Source organism: Cellulomonas pasadenensis (genome assembly GCF_047229365.1).
GTDB lineage: Bacteria > Actinomycetota > Actinomycetes > Actinomycetales > Cellulomonadaceae > Cellulomonas.
The window spans coordinates 28,929-46,954 of record NZ_JBFTEP010000010.1; the positions used below are offsets into that span (position 1 = coordinate 28,929).

At 73.5% G+C, this 18,026-nt stretch carries 16 protein-coding genes and 1 tRNA gene; 5 read left to right on the plus strand and 12 right to left on the minus strand.

What is annotated here, in order from left to right; all coding sequences use genetic code 11:
• The first annotated feature begins 101 nt into the window (after positions 1–101).
• The gene (locus AB6N23_RS02890; protein WP_412864594.1) at positions 102–878 is read left to right on the plus strand and encodes a class I SAM-dependent methyltransferase; all 777 of its coding nucleotides are present in this window, start codon (positions 102–104) and stop codon (positions 876–878) included.
• Complete coding sequence (locus tag AB6N23_RS02895; RefSeq protein WP_412864596.1) at positions 875–1,225, plus strand: hypothetical protein; 351 nt, start codon at positions 875–877, stop codon at positions 1,223–1,225. The genes AB6N23_RS02890 and AB6N23_RS02895 overlap by 4 nt, the downstream gene beginning before the upstream one ends.
• A 279-nt stretch (positions 1,226–1,504) precedes the next feature.
• Here the strand turns inward: AB6N23_RS02895 and AB6N23_RS02900 are convergent, their stop codons facing one another.
• Both AB6N23_RS02900 and AB6N23_RS02905 read right to left on the minus strand, forming a co-directional pair.
• Complete coding sequence (locus AB6N23_RS02900) at positions 1,505–2,596, minus strand: NAD(P)/FAD-dependent oxidoreductase (RefSeq protein WP_412864598.1); 1,092 nt, start codon at positions 2,594–2,596, stop codon at positions 1,505–1,507.
• Positions 2,597–2,643: 47 nt separating this feature from the next.
• The gene (locus AB6N23_RS02905; RefSeq protein WP_412864600.1) at positions 2,644–4,824 is read right to left on the minus strand and encodes a DEAD/DEAH box helicase; all 2,181 of its coding nucleotides are present in this window, start codon (positions 4,822–4,824) and stop codon (positions 2,644–2,646) included.
• 531 nt (positions 4,825–5,355) lie between these two features.
• On the opposite strand from AB6N23_RS02905, the gene AB6N23_RS02910 reads away from it, so the two are divergent.
• Positions 5,356–5,964, plus strand: a complete 609-nt coding sequence (locus tag AB6N23_RS02910; RefSeq protein WP_412864601.1) for a hypothetical protein — start codon at positions 5,356–5,358, stop codon at positions 5,962–5,964.
• A gap of 106 nt (positions 5,965–6,070) precedes the next feature.
• On the opposite strand, the gene AB6N23_RS02915 is transcribed toward AB6N23_RS02910, so the two are convergent.
• From AB6N23_RS02915 to AB6N23_RS02950, 8 genes are all read right to left on the minus strand, one after another.
• The gene (locus tag AB6N23_RS02915) at positions 6,071–7,102 is read right to left on the minus strand and encodes an aldo/keto reductase (protein ID WP_412864603.1); all 1,032 of its coding nucleotides are present in this window, start codon (positions 7,100–7,102) and stop codon (positions 6,071–6,073) included.
• Between the two features lie 159 nt (positions 7,103–7,261).
• The gene (locus tag AB6N23_RS02920; protein WP_412864605.1) at positions 7,262–7,453 is read right to left on the minus strand and encodes a helix-turn-helix transcriptional regulator; all 192 of its coding nucleotides are present in this window, start codon (positions 7,451–7,453) and stop codon (positions 7,262–7,264) included.
• A 12-nt stretch (positions 7,454–7,465) separates the two neighbouring features.
• Complete coding sequence (locus tag AB6N23_RS02925; RefSeq protein WP_412864607.1) at positions 7,466–7,852, minus strand: hypothetical protein; 387 nt, start codon at positions 7,850–7,852, stop codon at positions 7,466–7,468.
• Between the two features lie 89 nt (positions 7,853–7,941).
• Positions 7,942–8,496, minus strand: a complete 555-nt coding sequence (locus tag AB6N23_RS02930) for a hypothetical protein (RefSeq protein WP_412864609.1) — start codon at positions 8,494–8,496, stop codon at positions 7,942–7,944.
• A gap of 513 nt (positions 8,497–9,009) precedes the next feature.
• Entirely contained in the window at positions 9,010–9,210 is a 201-nt protein-coding gene (locus AB6N23_RS02935; protein ID WP_412864611.1) for a hypothetical protein, read from the minus strand.
• A 263-nt stretch (positions 9,211–9,473) separates the two neighbouring features.
• The gene (locus tag AB6N23_RS02940) at positions 9,474–10,454 is read right to left on the minus strand and encodes an NAD-dependent epimerase/dehydratase family protein (RefSeq protein ID WP_412864613.1); all 981 of its coding nucleotides are present in this window, start codon (positions 10,452–10,454) and stop codon (positions 9,474–9,476) included.
• Positions 10,451–13,159 carry an alpha/beta fold hydrolase gene (locus AB6N23_RS02945; protein WP_412864614.1) on the minus strand — a complete coding sequence of 903 codons (2,709 nt, stop codon included), beginning with the start codon at positions 13,157–13,159 and terminating at the stop codon, positions 10,451–10,453. The genes AB6N23_RS02940 and AB6N23_RS02945 overlap by 4 nt, the downstream gene beginning before the upstream one ends.
• Positions 13,159–14,187: a 3-oxoacyl-ACP synthase III gene (locus AB6N23_RS02950; protein WP_412864615.1), complete on the minus strand. Its 1,029-nt coding sequence runs from the start codon at positions 14,185–14,187 to the stop codon at positions 13,159–13,161. The genes AB6N23_RS02945 and AB6N23_RS02950 overlap by 1 nt, the downstream gene beginning before the upstream one ends.
• A 496-nt stretch (positions 14,188–14,683) precedes the next feature.
• Here AB6N23_RS02950 and AB6N23_RS02955 point away from each other — a divergent pair, with 496 nt between their 5' ends.
• On the plus strand, positions 14,684–14,923 hold the full coding sequence (locus tag AB6N23_RS02955; protein WP_412864616.1) for a helix-turn-helix transcriptional regulator: 240 nt from the start codon (positions 14,684–14,686) through the stop codon (positions 14,921–14,923).
• Complete coding sequence (locus tag AB6N23_RS02960) at positions 14,923–16,212, plus strand: type II toxin-antitoxin system HipA family toxin (protein ID WP_412864617.1); 1,290 nt, start codon at positions 14,923–14,925, stop codon at positions 16,210–16,212. Before AB6N23_RS02955 ends, AB6N23_RS02960 begins: the two co-directional genes overlap by 1 nt.
• Positions 16,213–16,329: 117 nt before the next feature.
• Here the strand turns inward: AB6N23_RS02960 and AB6N23_RS02965 are convergent.
• Positions 16,330–16,405 (minus strand) — tRNA-Arg (locus AB6N23_RS02965).
• Between the two features lie 198 nt (positions 16,406–16,603).
• On the minus strand, positions 16,604–17,902 hold the full coding sequence (locus AB6N23_RS02970; protein WP_412864618.1) for a hypothetical protein: 1,299 nt from the start codon (positions 17,900–17,902) through the stop codon (positions 16,604–16,606).
• Positions 17,903–18,026 lie beyond the last annotated feature (124 nt).

An 18,026-nucleotide genomic window follows, 5' to 3' on the forward strand; every position in this document is an offset into this window, starting at 1 on the left:
CGCGGCGACCGGACGTCGCGCCACCCGCACCGGCCACCGGTCCGTACTGTGTGCGCGGAGCGGTGGGTGCGGTGCCCGCCGCCGCGGGCGAGGGGGCCGGCATGGACGGACGACGTCTCGGCTGGCGCGCGGCCTACGAGCTGCTCGCGCTGCGCGTGCGCCGCCCCGAGTGGGCGTTCATGAACTACGGCTACGCGTCCGACGACGCCCCACCGCTCGCCCTGTCGCCCGACGAGGAGCCGGACCGGTACTCGATCCACCTGTACGAGCGGACGCTGGCCGGCGCGGACCTGAGCGGGCGCGACGTGCTCGAGGTCGGCTCGGGGCGTGGCGGCGGCAGCGCCTACGTCGCCCGGCACCACGGCCCGCGGTCGGTGGTCGGGCTCGACTTCTCGGCGGCGGCCGTGGACCTGAGCCGGCGGCACCGCAGGGAACCCGGGCTGTCGTTCGTGCGCGGCGACGCGCAGGCGATGCCGTTCCCCGACGCGTCGTTCGACGTGGTGCTCAACGTCGAGTCGTCGCACTGCTACCCGTCGTTCGCGGCGTTCGCCGGCGAGGTCACGCGGGTCCTGCGCCCCGGCGGCACCTTCCGGTTCGCCGACTTCCGGCCCGCCGACGCGGTGCCGGCGCTGCTCGCCGACCTGCGCGCGTCGGGCCTGGTGCTCGAGCAGCACGACGACGTGACGCCGCAGGTGGTCGCGGCCCTGCGCCGCGACGACGACCGCAAGCGCGCCCTCATCGGCGCGTGGCTGCCCCGGTTCACGCACCCGCTCATGCGCCGGTTCGCGGCCGTCGAGGGCTCGCGCGGGTTCGCGGCGTTCGCGTCGGGCCGCACGACGTACCTGGTGGCGCGGCTGCGAAAGCCGGTGCACGCGTGAGGGCGCGGTCGGCGCCCCCGACGACGGGCAGACACCTCGGGGTCGTCGCCGCCACCGTCGCGCTCCTGGCCGCGTGCTCCGCACCGGCCGACGTCCCCGAGCGCGACCCCGACGTCACGGGCACGGTCGCCCTCGGCGCCGACGGCGGACCCGTCCTCGTCGACGCCTCCGACCGGTCCTACGAGGGGATCCGGCTGCTGCAGGACGACCCCGCCGTGCTCCGCGGCGACGAGGCGGTCGACGCCGCCGACCTCACGGACGGCGACCGGGTCGAGGTGTGGCTCGCCGGCGGGTGCGCGGAGTCGTGGCCGCCGCAGTGCGACGTCGTCGCCGTCCGCGCGCCCTGACCGGGCGCGCGGACGGGCGACGCGACGGACGTCGGGCGCGTCCGGTGGACCCGCCGCGGCGGGTGACCCGACCCAGCAGCTCCTTGGCCTTGCGCTGGTTCTCCGGCTTCGCCATCTCGCGGCGGGCGATGTTCGCCGCCTTCACCGCGATGCCGCTCTTGATCGCCTTGCCCAGGAATCCCATGTCTTCCTCCTCGTCTCGGCGTTGCGACGACGGTAGGGCCGGACGGGCGTCGACGCTCGGCGACGGGGCGGACCGCACCCGCTGATGCCCGTCCGTCACGCGGCCCGGCCGAGCTCCGCCTCCGGGCGCCAGTCGGCCGGCACCTCGCCCGTGACGGCCGCCGTCGCGAGCGCGTCGCCCAGCACCGGCGCCTGCTTGAACAGGTTGTGCCCGGCCACCGCCGTGACGCCGTCGTGCTGCCAGATGCCGACGCCGTCCTCGCCCCACGGCAGCGCCGTCACCCAGCAGTGGACGTGCTCCACCGGCTCCGGCCGCAGGCCGGGCAGCGCGCGCCGCACGTAGGCGGCCGTGCGCTCCGCGAGGTCCGCGAGCGCGGCCGGCCGCTCCACCGCACCGTCGGGACGCGCGGGCGTGTGCCCGCTGAGGCCGACCGCGTACCGCTCCGACCCCGGGTACGGCGACGCGTAGACGCCCGTCTCCCCGAACGTCCCGCTGCCGTCCTGGAACGTCGGCAGCGGCCCGCCGCACTCGTCCGACCGCTCGAACGTGAGCCGCACGTGCGCGCCGAGCTCCACGGGCAGGTCCATCCCGAGCGCCCTGGCGAGCCCGGCCGTGCCCCGCCCCGCGCACAGCACCACGTGGTCGACGACGTGCGCGTCCGTGCCGGTGCGGATCTCCACGCCACCGCCGTCGCGGCGCCGCACCGCGAGGACGTGGTCGGTGACGAGGTCGCCGGCGAGCCGCTCGCTCAGCGCGCCGATCGCGGCCCGCGTGCGGATCGCCCCGCCGTGCACGTCGAGCATCGCCGGCCCGTCGTACCGCGCCAGCAGCGGCAGCCGCGCGCGCAGCTCGTCAGCGGTCAGCCCGCGCGCGGGGGCGTCGGGGACCTGCGCCAGCGTCGCGAGCTTGGCCGGCACGCCGTCGCCGATCGCGACGGCCCCGTCCGGCGCCACCAGCTCGACGCCGAGCTCGTCCTCCCACTCGCGCCACAGCGCGCGGCTGCGCACCACCTGCGCGACGAGCCGCGGGTCGTCGTGCGCGTGCCGGAAGATCCGCCCCTGCCCCGCCGACTGCCCGCCGCCGGGTGCGCCGGACTCCAGGACGAGCACCTCGACGCCGCGCCGCCGCAGCGCGAACGCCGTGGACAGCCCGATGATCCCGGCACCGACGACCGCGACACGCACCATCGCGCCAGCCCATCACGGCCGGCGGCGCACCGCACGGCCGTGGGGCCTCAGACCACGCCCTCCTCCACCAGCGCGTCGGTGAGCAGCCCGACCAGGGCGTCGAGCTGCACGTCCGTCGACGACGACACGTCGTCCTCGTCCGCGCCGTCCAGCGCCCGGGCCGCCAGCCCCGACTTGCTGTCGATGAGCTCGGCGATGCGCGAGTCGATGGTCTGCGCCGCGATGACGCGCCACGCGGTGACCGGCTCGGACTGCCCGATGCGGTGGATGCGGTCGATGGCCTGCGTCTGCTCGGCGTACGTCCACGACAGCTCGGCGAGCACCAGGTTCGACGCGACCTGCAGGTTGATGCCGACGCCCGCCGCGGTCAGCGAGCAGACGACGACCTGCACCTCGGGGTCCTCGACGAACGCGGTGACGTTCCGCTCGCGGACCTTCGGCGTCTGGTCGCCGCGGATGGACGCGTACCGGATGCCGCGGTCCGCGAACGTCTGCTCGGCCTGGTCCATGACGTCGACGTGCTTGGCGAAGAACACGACCTTGCCGACGTTGCGCGCCAGCTGGGCGGCGTAGTCCGCGGCGAGCCCGGCCTTCGCCTGGCCGATGCGGCGCACCATCGTGAAGACGTTCTCGCCGCCGGCCCTGTCGCTGGAGTCCTTGAGCTCCGCGGCCGCGACCCGGCGCGCCAGCTCGAGGTCGATGCCGTCGTCCACGCCCGCCCCGGCGCGCGCCTCCACGGCGGCGCGGTAGCGGCCGACGAGCCGCCTCGCGAGCGTCTCCTCCGCGGCGCGGATCGAGCGCCCGACGGCCCCGTCGAGCTCGACCGGCAGGTCGGCGACGCGGCGCGCGGGGATGTCGGCGACCACGTCGGCCTTGCGCCGGCGGACGATGCCCATGTCGATGACCGCGGTGCGCGCGGCCGCGGCGAACTCGCGGTCGGCCGGGGTCAGCCCGGTCTCCTCGAGCGCCATCAGCAGCGCGCCGAGCGGCTTCTCGTCGTCGATCCAGCCCAGGTACTGCCAGATCGCCCGGAAGTCCTCGATGTCGTTGATGAGCGGCGTGCCCGTCAGCGCCATCAGCAGGGGGCGGGCCGTGCGGGCGCGGATGCGCTCGGCGATCGCCAGCACGTGCTGCGAGCGCTGCGACGTCTTGTTCTTGATGAAGTGCGCCTCGTCGACGACCATCCCGCGGAACCCGTGGTCGCCGAGCCAGCCGGCGTGCCGGTCGAGGATGTCGTAGTTGACGATGACGACGTCGGCGAACGCGTCGACCTGGTCGCCGTCGCCGTGCACCACCGTGGCGCGCCGAAAGGGCGTCCACAGCCCGACCTCGTGCGCCCAGTTCGTCTTGACGACGTTCGGCGCGACGACGAGCAGCGGGTAGGCGTCGGCGGCCTGCGCGGCCAGCAGCGCCTGCGCGGTCTTGCCGAGCCCCGGCTCGTCGGCGAGCAGGAACGTGCGGTGCCCGCGCGCGGCGGCCGCGACGACCTGCGCCTGGTGCCGCATGAGCTCTCGGCCCGCCGGCACGGGCACCGTGCGCGGGTCGGGCAGCGGCATGCACGCGGGCGCACCGGCACCCGCGACCTCGAAGGACCGGAACAGCGGCTCGAGCAGCTCCCACCCGGCGAGCCGGCGGGGGCGCGCGACGCGCTGGGCGGCGGCCTCGAAGTCGGGCGCGAGGAACGGGTTCGCCATCCGGTGCGAGATCACCGACCGGGGCACGACCTGCTTCTCGACGCCCGGTGCGGGCTCGGCCGGCGGGGGCGGCGCCTCCTCCTCGACGGGCTCGAGCCCGCCGGCGCGCATCACCGTCGCCTTGTAGGCGCGGGCGGCGTCGGACACGCGGGCGTCCTCGGCGAGCAGCGCCAGCAGCGACGTGTCGCGCGCAGCGATCCGCGCGAGCTGCGTCGCGACCCCGTCGAGCTCCTTGAGCTGCTTGGTGCGCGCGGCGGCGCTGAGCGTCGTGTCCGCCATGACGCGGGCCCGCTCCTCGCGCACGAGCAGCGCGACGACCTGGAACTTCGTGCGCAGCGCCGGGCGCGTCGGGGGACGCCGCACGATGCCGTCGACCTCGCGCGCGATGCCGGCGAGGACCGGGACGAGCCCCTCCTCGACGGGCCGCTTCGCACGGCTGCGCTGCGCACCGGTGCCGGTGCGTGCGCCGGAGCCGCTCCGCGCGGGCGAGTCGCTCCGCGCGCGGCCGGGCCGGCGTTGGCCGGGACGTGCCACATCTCCTCCTTCGTGCCACCGCCGCCGACGACGCAGACGTGCGTCGGCCGGGAGCGGGTCGGTCGTGCCGCACGACCTGCCGCGAGCGACCCCGGGGACCGGGTGCTGCGGCCGGACGGCCGGCGGCCGGGGACCTCGCCGGCGCGCACCGGCCGCGGGGCCGTGCGCAGGCCCGGCAGGACGCGCCGGGCAGCCGGTGGGGACCACAGGAGCGGGTCACGCCGAGCGCCGTCCTGGCGCTCGCGGTCGCCGCAGCACCTCGAGAGTACCGACCGGATCGCGAGATGGCGGCACGGGGGCCGCGACGCGCGGGGGGACGGAGCCGACCCGGCGTCCTGCCTGCGCCGCTGCGGCGGGCGACCGCGAGTAGCGGGCCCTGTCGGCGGCGACGGCGTCGTCGAGGAACCGGAGCGTCGGCTCGAACGGGTGAAGTCGCGATCGGCCGGACGAACGACCCGTGCGCCGAGGCGCCGGTCGCTAGCGTTCTCCCGCTCGCCCGGGACCGTCCCGGGCCCCGCGCCAGGAGCCCTCATGTCCGAGCCCACCGCCGACGCCCTCGCACCCACCCCTGCTGCACCGGTCCGCGAGAACCTCAGCCGCGGCACGCTCGCCGCGCTCATCACCGTCCCGGTCGGCGTCGCCGCCTGGGTCATCCTCTGGGGCCTCGGCTTCATCGCGTCGCTCGTCGGCGCGCTCGTCGCGTTCCTCGCGCTGCGTCTCTACGTGTGGGGAGCCGGCCGCATCAGCCGGCCCGGCGCGGTGGTCGTGCTGGCGACGACCGTGGTCACCCTCGGGCTCGCGTTCTTCGCCGGGATCGTCTACGACGCCGTCCTCGCCTTCAGCGACGGCAGCGGCTTCGGCGCGTGGGCGACCCTGACGCACCCCGACTTCTGGCCCGCGTTCTCCGAGGTCCTGCCCGTGGCCCTGCCCGACTACCTGCCCGACTTCGCGTGGGCGCTCGGGTTCGGCGCGCTCGGGTCCTTCGCCGTCCTGCGGTCGGCGTTCGCCACCGCGAGCTCGGAGGATGCCGCGGCACGGGCCGCTGCAGAGCCGACCGCCGGCCAGGTGCCGCCCCTCCCGCAGGCGCCGGCCGCCGGCCAGGCGCCGAGCGCACCGCAGGCCTCGCCCGGGCAGGTCTGAGGTCCGCCGCAGCCGGGGCCGGGGAGATCGATCGGATCTCCCCGGCCCCTGCGTCGTCTCGGCCCGGCGCTACCGGCGCTGCACGTCGGTGTGTCGCCCGTGGCGCTCAGCGGCCGCCGGTGAGCGACCGGTGCCGCTGCTGCACGCCGGCCGTGCCGTACGGGTAGTCGTCCACCCGCGGCGCGCTGGCCTCGGTGAGCCGCGCGACCGCCTCGGGCGCGAGCTGCAGGTCCGCCGCCCCGAGGTTGTCGTCGAGCTGCTGGACCGTGCGCGCGCCGAGGATCACCGAGGTGACAGCCGGCTGCGCGGCCAGCCACGCGAGCGCGACCTGCGACATCGAGGCGTCGTGCGCCTCGGCGACCTCGCGCAGCACGTCGAGCACCTGCCACGTCCGCTCGTCCTCGTTGCGGGCCGCCCACGCCTCCATCCCCCGCTGCGGGTTCTCGCCGAGGCGCGTCGCGCCGGTGGGGTCGACGTCGCGCTCGTACTTGCCGGTGAGCCAGCCGCCGGCCAGCGGGGACCACGGCAGCAGGCCGAGGCCGGCGTCGAGCGCGGCGGGCACGACCTCGTGCTCGATGTCGCGGACGAGCAGGTTGTACTGCGGCTGCAGCGTCACGGGCGCCGCCCAGTGGTGAGCGCGCGCGACGTGGACGGCCTTGGTCAGCTGCCAGCCCAGGTAGTTGGAGAAGCCGTAGTAGCCGATCTTGCCGGCGGTGACGGCGTCGTCGAGGAAGCGCAGGGTCTCCTCGACCGGCGTGTGGGCGTCCCAGGCGTGCACCTGGTAGAGGTCGATGTGCTCCACGCCGAGCCGGCGCAGCGACGCGTCGAGGGCGTCGCGCAGGTGCCGGCGCGAGAGGCCGAGGTCGTTCGGCCCCTCCCCCATGGGGAACCGCCCCTTGGTCGCGAGGACGACCTGACGCGCCTCCGTCGGGTGCTGCGCCAGCCACCGCCCGATGATCTCCTCCGACGTCCCGGCGCTGTAGACGTCGGCGGTGTCGACGAACGTGCCGCCCGCCTCGAGGAACCGCGTGAGGATCGCGCCGGACGTCTCCTCGTCGGCCTCCGCGCCGAACGTCATCGTGCCGAGCGTCTGCGTGGAGACGACGGTGCCGCTGCAGCCGAGGGTGCGGTACTGCATGGGGTCCTCCTGGGTGGGCGGGGTGCCGACCTGACCACTCCACCACCGTGAGGAGCGGGCGGCCAGCGAGGGACGCCCTTCTGCTCACCGCCCCGGGCGGCGGTCCGCAGAGTGACCGCGTGTCGGTCTACCGCCGCCCGGTGGGCATACGTCGGGTGCCTACCGTGGGGCGAACAGATCCTCGATGGCGCAATCGAACAACTGCGCCAGCCGGAATGCGAGCTCGAGGCGTGGCTCGTAACGCCCTCGCTCGATGCTGTTGATGGTCTGGCGCGAGACCTCGGCCAGGCGTGCCAGGTCCTCCTGCGACCAGCTCCGCTCTGCCCGACGCTGAGCGAGCGTGTTCTTCATCGTCGCCCTCCGTCACGAGGTCCGGCGCCGCAGGACGGCGTAGATGATCCCGTACCCCGCCAGCGTCACGACGGCAGCGCCGTAGCACCAGGCGGCCAGCTCCCACTCGCTGCGGATCGCAGCCAGCGCACCGAGCGCGACGATCACCAGTACCGCCACCAGGAAGGCGGCTGCGCCGGCCCTGAGGGCGATCTCTTGCTCGACACCGTCGGGAGCATCCGATCTCACCACTCCGCGCCGACGCTGCGCGACGAGCCGGGTACCAACACCTGCGGCAACGACCACGATCCCGTAGAGCGCCGCCGTGAGCGCTCCACCGATCACCTGGAGGCCGCTGAGTACCGCCACCAGCCCGATGGCAACCGTCAGAGCGACGAACCACCCTGCCCACACCCGCATGCCGACCGCCTCCCAACGTCAAGGTTCCTTGACACCAAGGGTAGACCGGAGTCGAGCCTGGTGTCAAGGAACCTTGACCAAGCGCCTCGTCAGACGCAGCGACCAGTACGGCTCGTCGGGTAGATGCGCAGGTGCTTGCCACCCCTGCAGATGCCGTTCGCCACCAGGAAGGTGGTGGCGACTGCGATCACGACGCCCGCGACGACGCAGGCCACCGTGCCCACGCCCGGGATGAAGCAGATCGCGGCCGCGAGTGCAGCCGTGGCGCCCGCGGCGATCGCCTGCTGCTCCGTCGTGTTGAACGACACGTAGAGGCCGCGCGTGTCCCAGCCTCCGCCGATCTGAGGCGTCGCCGCGTTCGTGCCTGCGGCGAGGCGGTTCTTGTCGGTGAACGTGAAATCGATGCCCTCGAGGTTGAAGGTCGTGGAAACCGTGCCGCCACTGCGCGTGACGGTCCGCGGCAGGTCGCTGCTCGAGAGCTCCGCGAAGGCCGCGTCGATGTCCGCCTCCGTGATCTGAGCCACATCCTGGGCGGCGACCACGGTGGGCTTGATGGCCCGATCCTGGACCAATTGGTCCGAGATCGGCTGTGCCCCTGCGCCACTTGCCATCGCAACGACGATCGCCACGGTCGCCCCGAGCACTCCGAGAACTCGATTCATTGCGCTTCCCCCTTTAGCACGGCGGCGTGTCCGCGAGGAGCCGCGGTTATCGACCGCTCGCGAGCATGCTGCCAGAAGGAGCACCCGGCTGGGAACCCCGGATCCAGACGATTCTTTTGTCGTTCCGAACTGGCCGGCCGTCCAATTTCACGGTTGCCGCCCGTGGCGAGACGGCTATTGATCCGGGCCGTTCGATGCGGTATTAAGCCGATCGAGGTTGCCTGCACAACTACATGACGGAGAGTCTCAGGCGGCGCGTGCGACGCGAGCGAGCAGGAAGACCCGACACGTCGCCGTCACGGGTAGCCCGTCGGCGGCGAGCTCCCTCCCGGCGGCTGGAGCCTTCTCCCAGCAAGCGCACCTGCGACGAGTACGCCGGCACCCGGCGCAGCGCATCGTTCTCCTGCTCCCACCGCCGGCTGCGCCGGCTCGCCTCGCAGAGTTCGGACCTCGGCGCGGGTGACACCCGCACGATCTGCGTCCTTGGTGTCGACGTCATGCGGCCCTGTCTCGCAGGCGCGCCTCGGCGATCGCGACGTTCGACGCGCACTGCTTGATCGGGGCATTCACACGGCCGGTTTCGGCCACGACCGCATCGCGGAGCCTTTTCCGGTCGGCCGAGACACGGTGCGCACTCTTCCAGCAGCGCTTCTCGGCACCACAGGCGGTCGGCGCCCGCTCGTGCAACAGCACCACGATGTTCCGCAGGCGAGGGGGTGCGATTTCGCCACGAAGGCAGATCGGCGGCCTCAACCCGCGCCAGAGGCGAGTAGCTCGTCACGGCTGGGGCGTGAACTCATTCCCCAAGAATCAGGTGCCGAGGTCGTCACGTCCGTACTCGACGTACAGCCGGGCATCGTTTTCCGGGCGATCTCCTCCGGCGCGAGGCGGAGGTCAGCCGCGCCGAAGTCGTCGTCAAGCTGCTCGACGCGGGGCACCGGAGGCGAGCGGGCCGACGCTCAGCGGCCGCCCGCCGCCGCGGCCCGCAGGCGCGCCAGGCCCTCGTCGATCGTCACCACGGGGTGCCACCGCAGGTCGGCGCGCGTGCGCCGCTGGTCGAACCAGTGGGCCGTCGAGAGCTGCTCGGCGAGGAAGCGCGTCATCGGCGGCTCGTCCTGCCCCGGACGCACCCGCCACACCGCCTCCACCGCGCCGCCCGCGGCGCGCGCCAGCCCGGCGGGGACGCTCCAGCGCGGGGCCGGCGCGCCCGCGGCGACGCAGATCCCCGCGAGCATCTCGGCCACCGGGCGCGGCTCGCCGTTCGTCACGACGTACGCGTTGCCGTGCACGGCGTCGTCGTCGGCCCGCTCGAGCGCCGCGGCGATCGCGGCGGCCGCGTTGTCGACGTAGGTGGTGTCGATGAGCGCGCGGCCGCCGTCGAGCAGCGGCAGGCGGCCCGCCCGGGCCCGCGCGACGATGCGGGCGACCAGCTGGGTGTCGCCCGGGCCCCAGACCAGGTGCGGGCGTACGGCGACGACGCGCATGCGGTCCCCGTCCGCCGCGAGGGCCGCGAGCTCCGCCCGCGCCTTCGTCCGCGCGTAGTCGCCGCGGGCGTGCTCGGGGTCCGCCGGCCGGGCGTCGTCGCCGACGATCGATCGGCCGCTGTGCGCGACGGACGGCGAGGACACCTGCACGAACCGCGTCGCGCCCGCGCGCGCGCCGGCACCCAGGAGCCGCTCGGTGCCGTGCACGTTGACCCGCTCGAAGTCGGCCGGGTCGCCCGCGAGGGAGACCTTCGCGGCCAGGTGGACGACGCCGTCGACCCCGGCGACCGCCCGGGCGACGTCGTCCGCCGACGTCACCGAGCCGCGCACGTCCTCGACGCCCGGCACGCCGCTCGGGCGGCGCTGGAACGTGCGCACCTCGTGGCCCGCGTCGCGCACGCGCGCGGCGACCGCGCGGCCGAGGAGCCCGCTCGCGCCCGTGACCAGGACCCTCACGGGCGGCGCACCCGTCCGCCGGACAGCACGCCCTCGGCCCAGCGGGCGAGCCGGGTGCGGTCGATCTTGGAGTTGTGCCGCACGTCCGTCGGCAGGTCGGGCACGGCGAGGACCGCGGCGAGCGGCGCGTCCGCCGCGGCGCGGACGGCCTCGGTCAGCTCTGCGGGCGCCAGGCCGGGACGACGGGTCCGCGGCCGGGTCTCGACGACGGCGACGAGCAGCTGCGTCCCCCTGGGCCCGATCCCCACGACGCCCGCGCGGTCCACGGCCGGGACCTGCTCGACGCGCTGCTCGAGACCCACGGGCGTGACCACGCCGTCGGCCGTGGTGACGACGTGCGCGAGGCGCCCCTCGACCCACAGCCGGCCCTCGGCGTCGAGGTGGCCGACGTCGCCCGTGCGGTGCCAGCGGGGGCCGGGGACGTCGCGAGCCGCCGCGCGGTCGGTGAGGTGCAGGCGGAAGTAGCCGTTCTTGAGGTGCGGGGCGCTGACGAGGATCTCGCCCGTCCGGCCCGGCTCGGTGGTGGGTTCGCCGGTGGCGGCGCCGTCGTCGTCGAGCGGGCTGATGCGGACCTGCGTGGTCGCGGTGGGGCGGCCGACGCAGACCCCGCCCGGGTCGCCGTCGGCGCGGGCGGCGGTCGCCTCGCGGATGCCCGCGAGGGTGGCGTCCGTCATGAGCAGCCCCTCGGTCATGCCGTAGGGCGTGTGCGGCTCCGCGTTCGGCATGAGGCGGCCCGCGGCGGCGAGCAGGTGCTCGGGCACCGGGGCGCCCGCCGAGAGGAAGGTCCGGACGTGCGCGAGGGCGGCGTGGTCGTCGGGGGTCAGGTCGTCGGCCGTCGCGACGACGTTCGCCAGCGCCGCCGGGGACAGGAAGAGGACCGTTGCGTCGACCGCCGCGGCCGCGGCCGCCACGGCCGGGGCGGTGAGGGTGCGCGGGGAGGTGACGTCCATGTCCGGCGTGACCGAGCGCGCGCCGAGCGCCGGTGCGAGCAGCGCGAAGGGCGCGAAGCCCGCGACGAGGCCGGTGCCGACGCCGAGGTCGTACTGCGCGCGCAGCGCACCGGCCACGGCGGCGAGCTGCCGGTGGGTGTAGACGACGCCCTTCGCCGGGCCGGTGGAGCCGGAGGTGAACAGCACCGCGGCGGTCGCGTCGGGGCTCGGCTCGTCGGGGAGGTCGACCCCGTGTCCGGCGTCCACGAGGTCGACGAGGGCGTGGTCGACGCCGAGCGCCCGGGCGACGGCGGGCGGCAGCGGCGTGGTGGAGATGCGGCGGCCGGGCCAGCCGAGGGCGCGGGCGGCGGACAGGCCGGCCAGGGCGCCGATGACGTGGTCGGGGCGGGCACCGCGGACGGCCCGGGTCAGGCCCCGCACGCCCAGGCCGGCGTCGGCGACCACGACGACGGCACCGATGCGCAGGCACGCGTACAGGACGGCGGTCAGGTCGGCGCCGGGCGGGACGAGCAGGGAGACGCGGTCCCCGGGCCGTACGCCGACGGCGGTCAGGCCGGCGGCCAGCTCGCGCACGCGCCGGGCGAGCAGCGACCAGGTGACGACGCGCGGTCCCGAGCCGCCGGGCGGGGCCATCTCGACCAGGGCCGTCTGCGTGCTGTCCCGCTGGTCGTCGAGGTGGTGCCACAGGGGCTCGTAGGGCGGCGCGGTGCTGCCGGCCTCCCCGGCCTCGGGTGCGTCGTCAGGTCGCGGAGCGTCGGCTGGTGGCGCGTCGGCCGCCGGGATGCCCGAGCCGGTCGTGGCGCCGGCGAGCCAGTCGAGCGCTGCGGTCGCGTAGTCCACGTCCTCGGCGACGAGGTGCCCGGCGCCCTCGAACCGGTGCACGTCGGCGTGCGGCAGCCGGTCGACGAGGTCGTCGAGGTACTGGTCGCCGAAGATCGGGTCGCTGGGGCCCCACAGCAGCAGCGCCGGGACGTCCAGCCCGCGCACCCCCGCGGCGAGGCGGTCGAGCTCGGCGGCGCTGGGGTGCGCGGCCGTCACGGGGATGTCCGCGACGAAGCCGCCGATGCCCCCGCGCCGCTCGGCCCCGCGGTACGGCGCCCGATAGCCGTCGCGGACCGGTCCGGGCAGGCGCGGGCGGGCGAGCGCGAGGGTCGTCTCGAGGAAGGCCGGCGTGGCGACGGTGGCCCGGCCCAGGACCGCCGGGCGCAGCGCGAGCCGCAGCGGGCCCGGCACCCGCAGGTGCGTCGGCTGGTGCACGGCGGTGTTGAGCAGGACGACGCCCGCGAGCAGGTCCGGGTGGTCGACGGCCCAGCCGAGGCTGATGACGCCGCCCCAGTCGTGCCCGACCGTGACGACGGGGCCGTCGAGGCCGAGCGCGGTCGTGAGGTCGTCCAGGTCCGCGACCCGCTGCGGCAGCCCGCGCGGCGTCCCGGTGCGCTCGGAGAAGCCCATCTCGAGCTGGTCGACGGCCACGACCCGCCACGCCTGCCCCCCGGCCGCGGCCCGGTCGGTCGCCCGCGTGACGAGGCGGCGCCACAGGTAGGACCACGTCGGGTTGCCGTGCACGCACAGCAGGGTGCCGACCGGCTCGACGCCCAGCCGGGCGAGGTGCTCGGCGTTGTCGAGCAGGTGCCACGTGCGGCGCTCGGCGCCCGCCGCGACGAGGCGCGAGAAGGACGGGTCGAGGCCGTCGAGACCCCGCGGCGGCAGCGAGGCGGGTGCGGTCGCCCCGGCTGCGGCCGGCAGCGCGCCCATCACCAGGCGATCTCCGTCATCGCCGTGTTGATGCCGGAGCCCACGCCCATGAGCAGCACGCGGTCACCGGGTGAGAGGTGCCGCGCCTCCTCCGCGAGCGTCATGGGGATCGAGGCGGGGCCGACGTTGCCGTACCGGGGGTAGGTGAGCGGCACGCGGCTGCGGTCGAGACCCGCCGCCTTCACGATCGCGTTCGTGTGCACGTCGGAGACCTGGTGGAGGACGTAGCGGTCCATGTCCGACCAGCTCCAGTCCGCCTTCGCCTCCTTCCACGCCGACATGACGAGGTCGAGGCCGCCCTTGAGCAGCGCCTTGGCGTCGGTGAACATCCCGTTCACGCTGCCCACGCACAGCTCGTTGAACTGCGTCGCCGCGCGCGTCACCCCGCCGAGGATCCGGTGGCCCTCGGGGTGGGCGTCGGCCGGCCCGATCACCGCAGCCACGGCACCCGAACCGAGCGTCAGGCTCGGGAACTCGCGCATGAAGTCCCGGCGCGTCACGCCCGGCCGGTTGAGCCGGTCGATCGTGATGCCCTGGATCTCGTCGGCGTCCTCACCGTCGACGACGACGGCGTACCGGATCTGCCCCGCCTCGATGAGCTGCGCCGCAAGCGTCATGCCGTTGACGAAGCCGAGGCACGCGTTGGCGAGGTCGAAGTTGACGGCCGACGGCGGCATGCCCATGCCGTGGTGCAGACGCACCGCCACCGAGGGCTCGAGGTGCTTGCGGGTGACCGACGTGTTGATGACCATGCCGACGTCGCTGGGGTTGATGCCCGCTTCGGCGAGCGCCTTCTCCCCCGCCGCCACCGCGGCCGCGTCGAAGCTCTGCCCCTCGGCCCAGTTGCGGCGCTCGTGCACACCGGCGACCCGCTGCAGCAGGCCGGTGGGAAGCCGCAGGCGGTCCAGCACGGGCGCGAGCCGACGGTCGATGTCGGCCGACGTCGTCACACGCTCCGCCACCGTCGTCGCCAAGGACAGCAGTGCCGCGTTGCGGTGGACCGACGTCGCGTTGCCCTTCACACCCACCCCTCTCCTGGCGCACGCATGGCTGCGCCTCGCCCGCACGATCGTGCCCCGAACTGGACGGCGGCGCCTTCCGAGGGAGCGGGGAGAGGGTGCGCGGTCTTCGAGGTCCGGTGGCTCATCCCGGGACGACTGCGCGTGCGAACGCGGGCCCGCACGGCCCCGACAACAGGCACCGCGTTCCCCCGCAGGCGTCGCGTCTGCCGCGCGAGGTCACGTGCGCTTCGGCCGACTCGAACAGCCGACACCCGCTTCAGCAGCTCGATCTAGATGACTCAGGAGCGCGCCAGACTTCGGACGGTCGTGCGCCTTGGTGGCTCGGTGGACATTGTGTCGGGGCGTGTGGCTTGCTCACATGCCGTTGATCCAGATGTCCTTTCGAACACGACACCAACGCTGTGGCACGTTTCACGACACCGCAACGGTGTCCAGGAACGACGACACGACAGTGAGGTAAGCGTACGGCGACATCGCAGCGACGTAAGCGTACGATGACACCATGCAGAGTGAGACGCTCAACGCGAGGTCACTGACTCTTCTCGGGCAGGCGATCCGCCGACTTCGCCTGCGCCGCAGCCTGACGCAGGTGGAGCTCGCCCGTCGTGCTGGGGTGTCGCGCCAGTGGCTCATCTCCATCGAGCAAGGCCAGATCAACGGCCCGGACCTCGGACTCGTGATGCGGCTGCTCGACGAGCTCGACGCCTCGCTCGCCGTGCGCGTGGACGCCGGGGAGTCGTGATGGCCCAGCCACCCCTGGTCGTGATCCTCGAAGGGCGTGTCATCGGGCAGGTCCAGCGCACACGCGCCAACCGACTGCGGTTCACGTACGAGGACGATGCCACGCTCCCTGGTCGCACGCCGCTGTCTCTGTCGATGCCGACCGGTGACCTCTCGTTCGCCGACGAGCGCGTCGAGCGGTGGCTGCGGGCCCTGCTGCCCGAGTCGAACGGCGCGCTGAACGCCGTCGGACGCCGCTATCCGGGCGTCGACCGGAGCGACCCGCTCAGCCTCCTGGCTGCCCTCGGCAAGGACTGCCCCGGTGCCGTCCAGTTCTGCGCGCCCCTGGAGGTCGCGGAGGTCGTCTCCCGCGGCGGCACGCTCGAACCGCAGTCCGCCTCGGACATCGAGCAGCGACTAGCCGAACTCCGCATCAACGAGAACGCCTCGTGGGTGATGCCCGGCGAGCACTGGTCCCTCGGCGGCACCCAGGCCAAGTTCGCCCTCCGCCGCGTCGGCGAGAAGTGGTTCGAGGCCCAGGGCTCGCAGCCGACGAGCCACATCTTGAAGCCCGGCGTGCACGGCATGAAGGCGCAGGCGCTGGTCGAGCACATCTCGATGCGCGCCGCGGCCGCCTGTGGAGTGGACGTCGCCTTCACCGAGCACATCGAGTTCAAGACCGAGTCCGCCATCGTGATCAAGCGATTCGACCGGCGCCCCGAGGGCGAAGGCCTCGCTCGTCTGCACCAGGAAGACCTCTGCCAGGCACTCGGCGTGTCGGAGAAGTACGAGGAGCACGGCGGTCCGTCCGCCGCTCGGATCATCGCGATGCTGCGGGACTACTCCTCCCGTGCTCGGGAGGCTCGTGCGAACGTCAACCACTTCGTCGACGGCCTCATCTTCAACACCATCATCGGCGCCCCCGACGCGCACGCACGCAACTACGCGCTGATGCTCGACGGGGAGAGCGTTCGACTCGCTCCGCTGTTCGACATCTCGACGGGCCTCGTCTACGAGTCGCAGGAGAGCCGGCTGCTTTCCATGTCCATCGGCGGGGAGTTCCACTCGGACAAGATCGGCCGCGAGCACTGGGCCCGGTTCGCCGGCGAGAACGAGCTGGACGAGGAGCGGGTGCTCGACCGGGCGCGAGAGATGGCCGAGGTGGCGCCGGTCGCCATGCGAACTGCACTCGATGAGGTCGACGACGACGACTGGACGGGCGCGGTGGCCGAACTGCGCGAGCGGCTCGTACCGGCCCTCGACGCGCGGACCCGGCAGAACGTCGAGGCCCTCGGCACGTCGGCGTCATGACAGGGTCACATCGGTCCAGGTCATCCGACGAGGCCTCGACCCTGTCGCAACCCCAGATCCGGGCTCGTCAGGCCCTCCGTGGCCGCCGAGAAGCACCTCTGACCTTCCGGAACGCTGTGGTGCGCCTGGGCAGATTCGAACTGCCGACACCCGCTTTAGGAGAGCGGTGCTCTATCCCCTGAGCTACAGGCGCGAGAGCCATGTTGGAAACGTGGTCGAAAATCCGGCGAGGCTCGTGCCGAACACGTCCAGACGTCATCTTGGTGGCCCCGAACAGCGCCGGGCAGGCCCACGGGGCTGTTCGGCGCGCTCGTCAGCCTACCGTCGCGCAGCTCGTGGATGCGCCACTAGCCCCTCGAGGGGGCTGGTGGCGTGCTAGGTGTTGAGAGGCTCAGGCAGCGGAGGCGCGCGTCCTGGCGCGTTGCCGGTGACGGTGGTACCAGTCAGCGACGGCGTTGTGCGCCACGGCGAAGCTCAGCATGACCAGGGCCTGACGCTCAGCGGTCAGAGCGACCATCCGGCCACGGTAGAGCCAGTCGTCGAGCTGGGAGTGGGTCGACTCGGTGTCGTTGCGCCACCCGTACGTGTCGTCGTAGACGGGTGAGCCAGGCGGGTGCATGCGCAGGTGCTCTGCACGGTTGAAGCCGTTGTTCACGTCGGTCGACGACGAGGTGAGTCGCACGAGGTAGGTGTGGCCGCACGGGAGGGTGAGCTCGACGTACCACCTGGCCTCGGGGGCCTTGCCTCGAGCGATGACCTTGCGGGGCAGGATGTGGAAGACGCGTGTGGCGGCGTCGTCGGCGAGCACCTCGAGGACGCCGAGCGCGCCGTTCTGCTTGTACAGACGCGTGCGCTCGTCGCAGATGACGCCGGTGGACCTGTCGACGTGCTGGCAGGTGACTCGCTCGAACTCTTCGCGTCTCGCGGTCTGGCTATGGGGAGGGTTAACGACTGCCAAGCCGGCCTTCATGAGGTCGTCGAGGTGGACGCCGCGCAACGCGCCGTCGTACCGAACCCCGAGCATGCCTGGTGCACGCCTCTTGAGCTCAAGAAGCTTGCGAGCCGCAACGCCCGCTTCTCCCCCGCTGCCCTTCTTCGGGACGAGGGCCAAGCCAAGGATCATCCGCGAGTGCCGTCGAGTGTCGCCATTCTCGTCGATCAGGCGAGCAGACTGCAGGTAGAACTTCGTACCGTCCACCGGGTGCCCGCCACCTTCCGTGTGGTGCTCGAAGTCGATGCGTTGACCGCCGGCGCGCCGATTCTTCAGCACCTCACGGCGCATCAGCATCGCCGGAACGGTCCCGTCACCGGACACGACACAGTGGCGCGGGGGGTTGGCGGCCATCGTCATGGACGACACCAACATGCCGTGCTCCTGGGCCCTCTGAGCCACCTCGACCTCGAAGACTTCGATCAACTTCTCCCAGTGCGGAGCAAGGTAGGTGTCGCGGTGGTAGAGGCATTGCCCCCGAGTCGGTCCGTACTTCGGCAGATCGATCCCGCGCTGCTTCCAGAGCTTGCGAATCCTGCGCCAGACGCTGCGCGTACCCATCCACGAGGCTGCAGCTCGGTGTGAGCCATGTGCGGCGACCAGGAGCATGAAAAGTACGTACACCGACGCGTCATATTCGTTGGGACGGCCAGGACCGTTCTCTTCGCGCGGAGGCAGCGCCTTCACGAGCTTCCACACGATCGGTGCGCGCAACACCTTGTCTCGCCCCGGCTTCAGTGGAGGCCCGCAAGTGACGCGTCGACGGGTGTCGGTGCGTCGTTCTGACGGTAGTAGTTCTCTTCGTGCTCGGCGGGTGGGATCA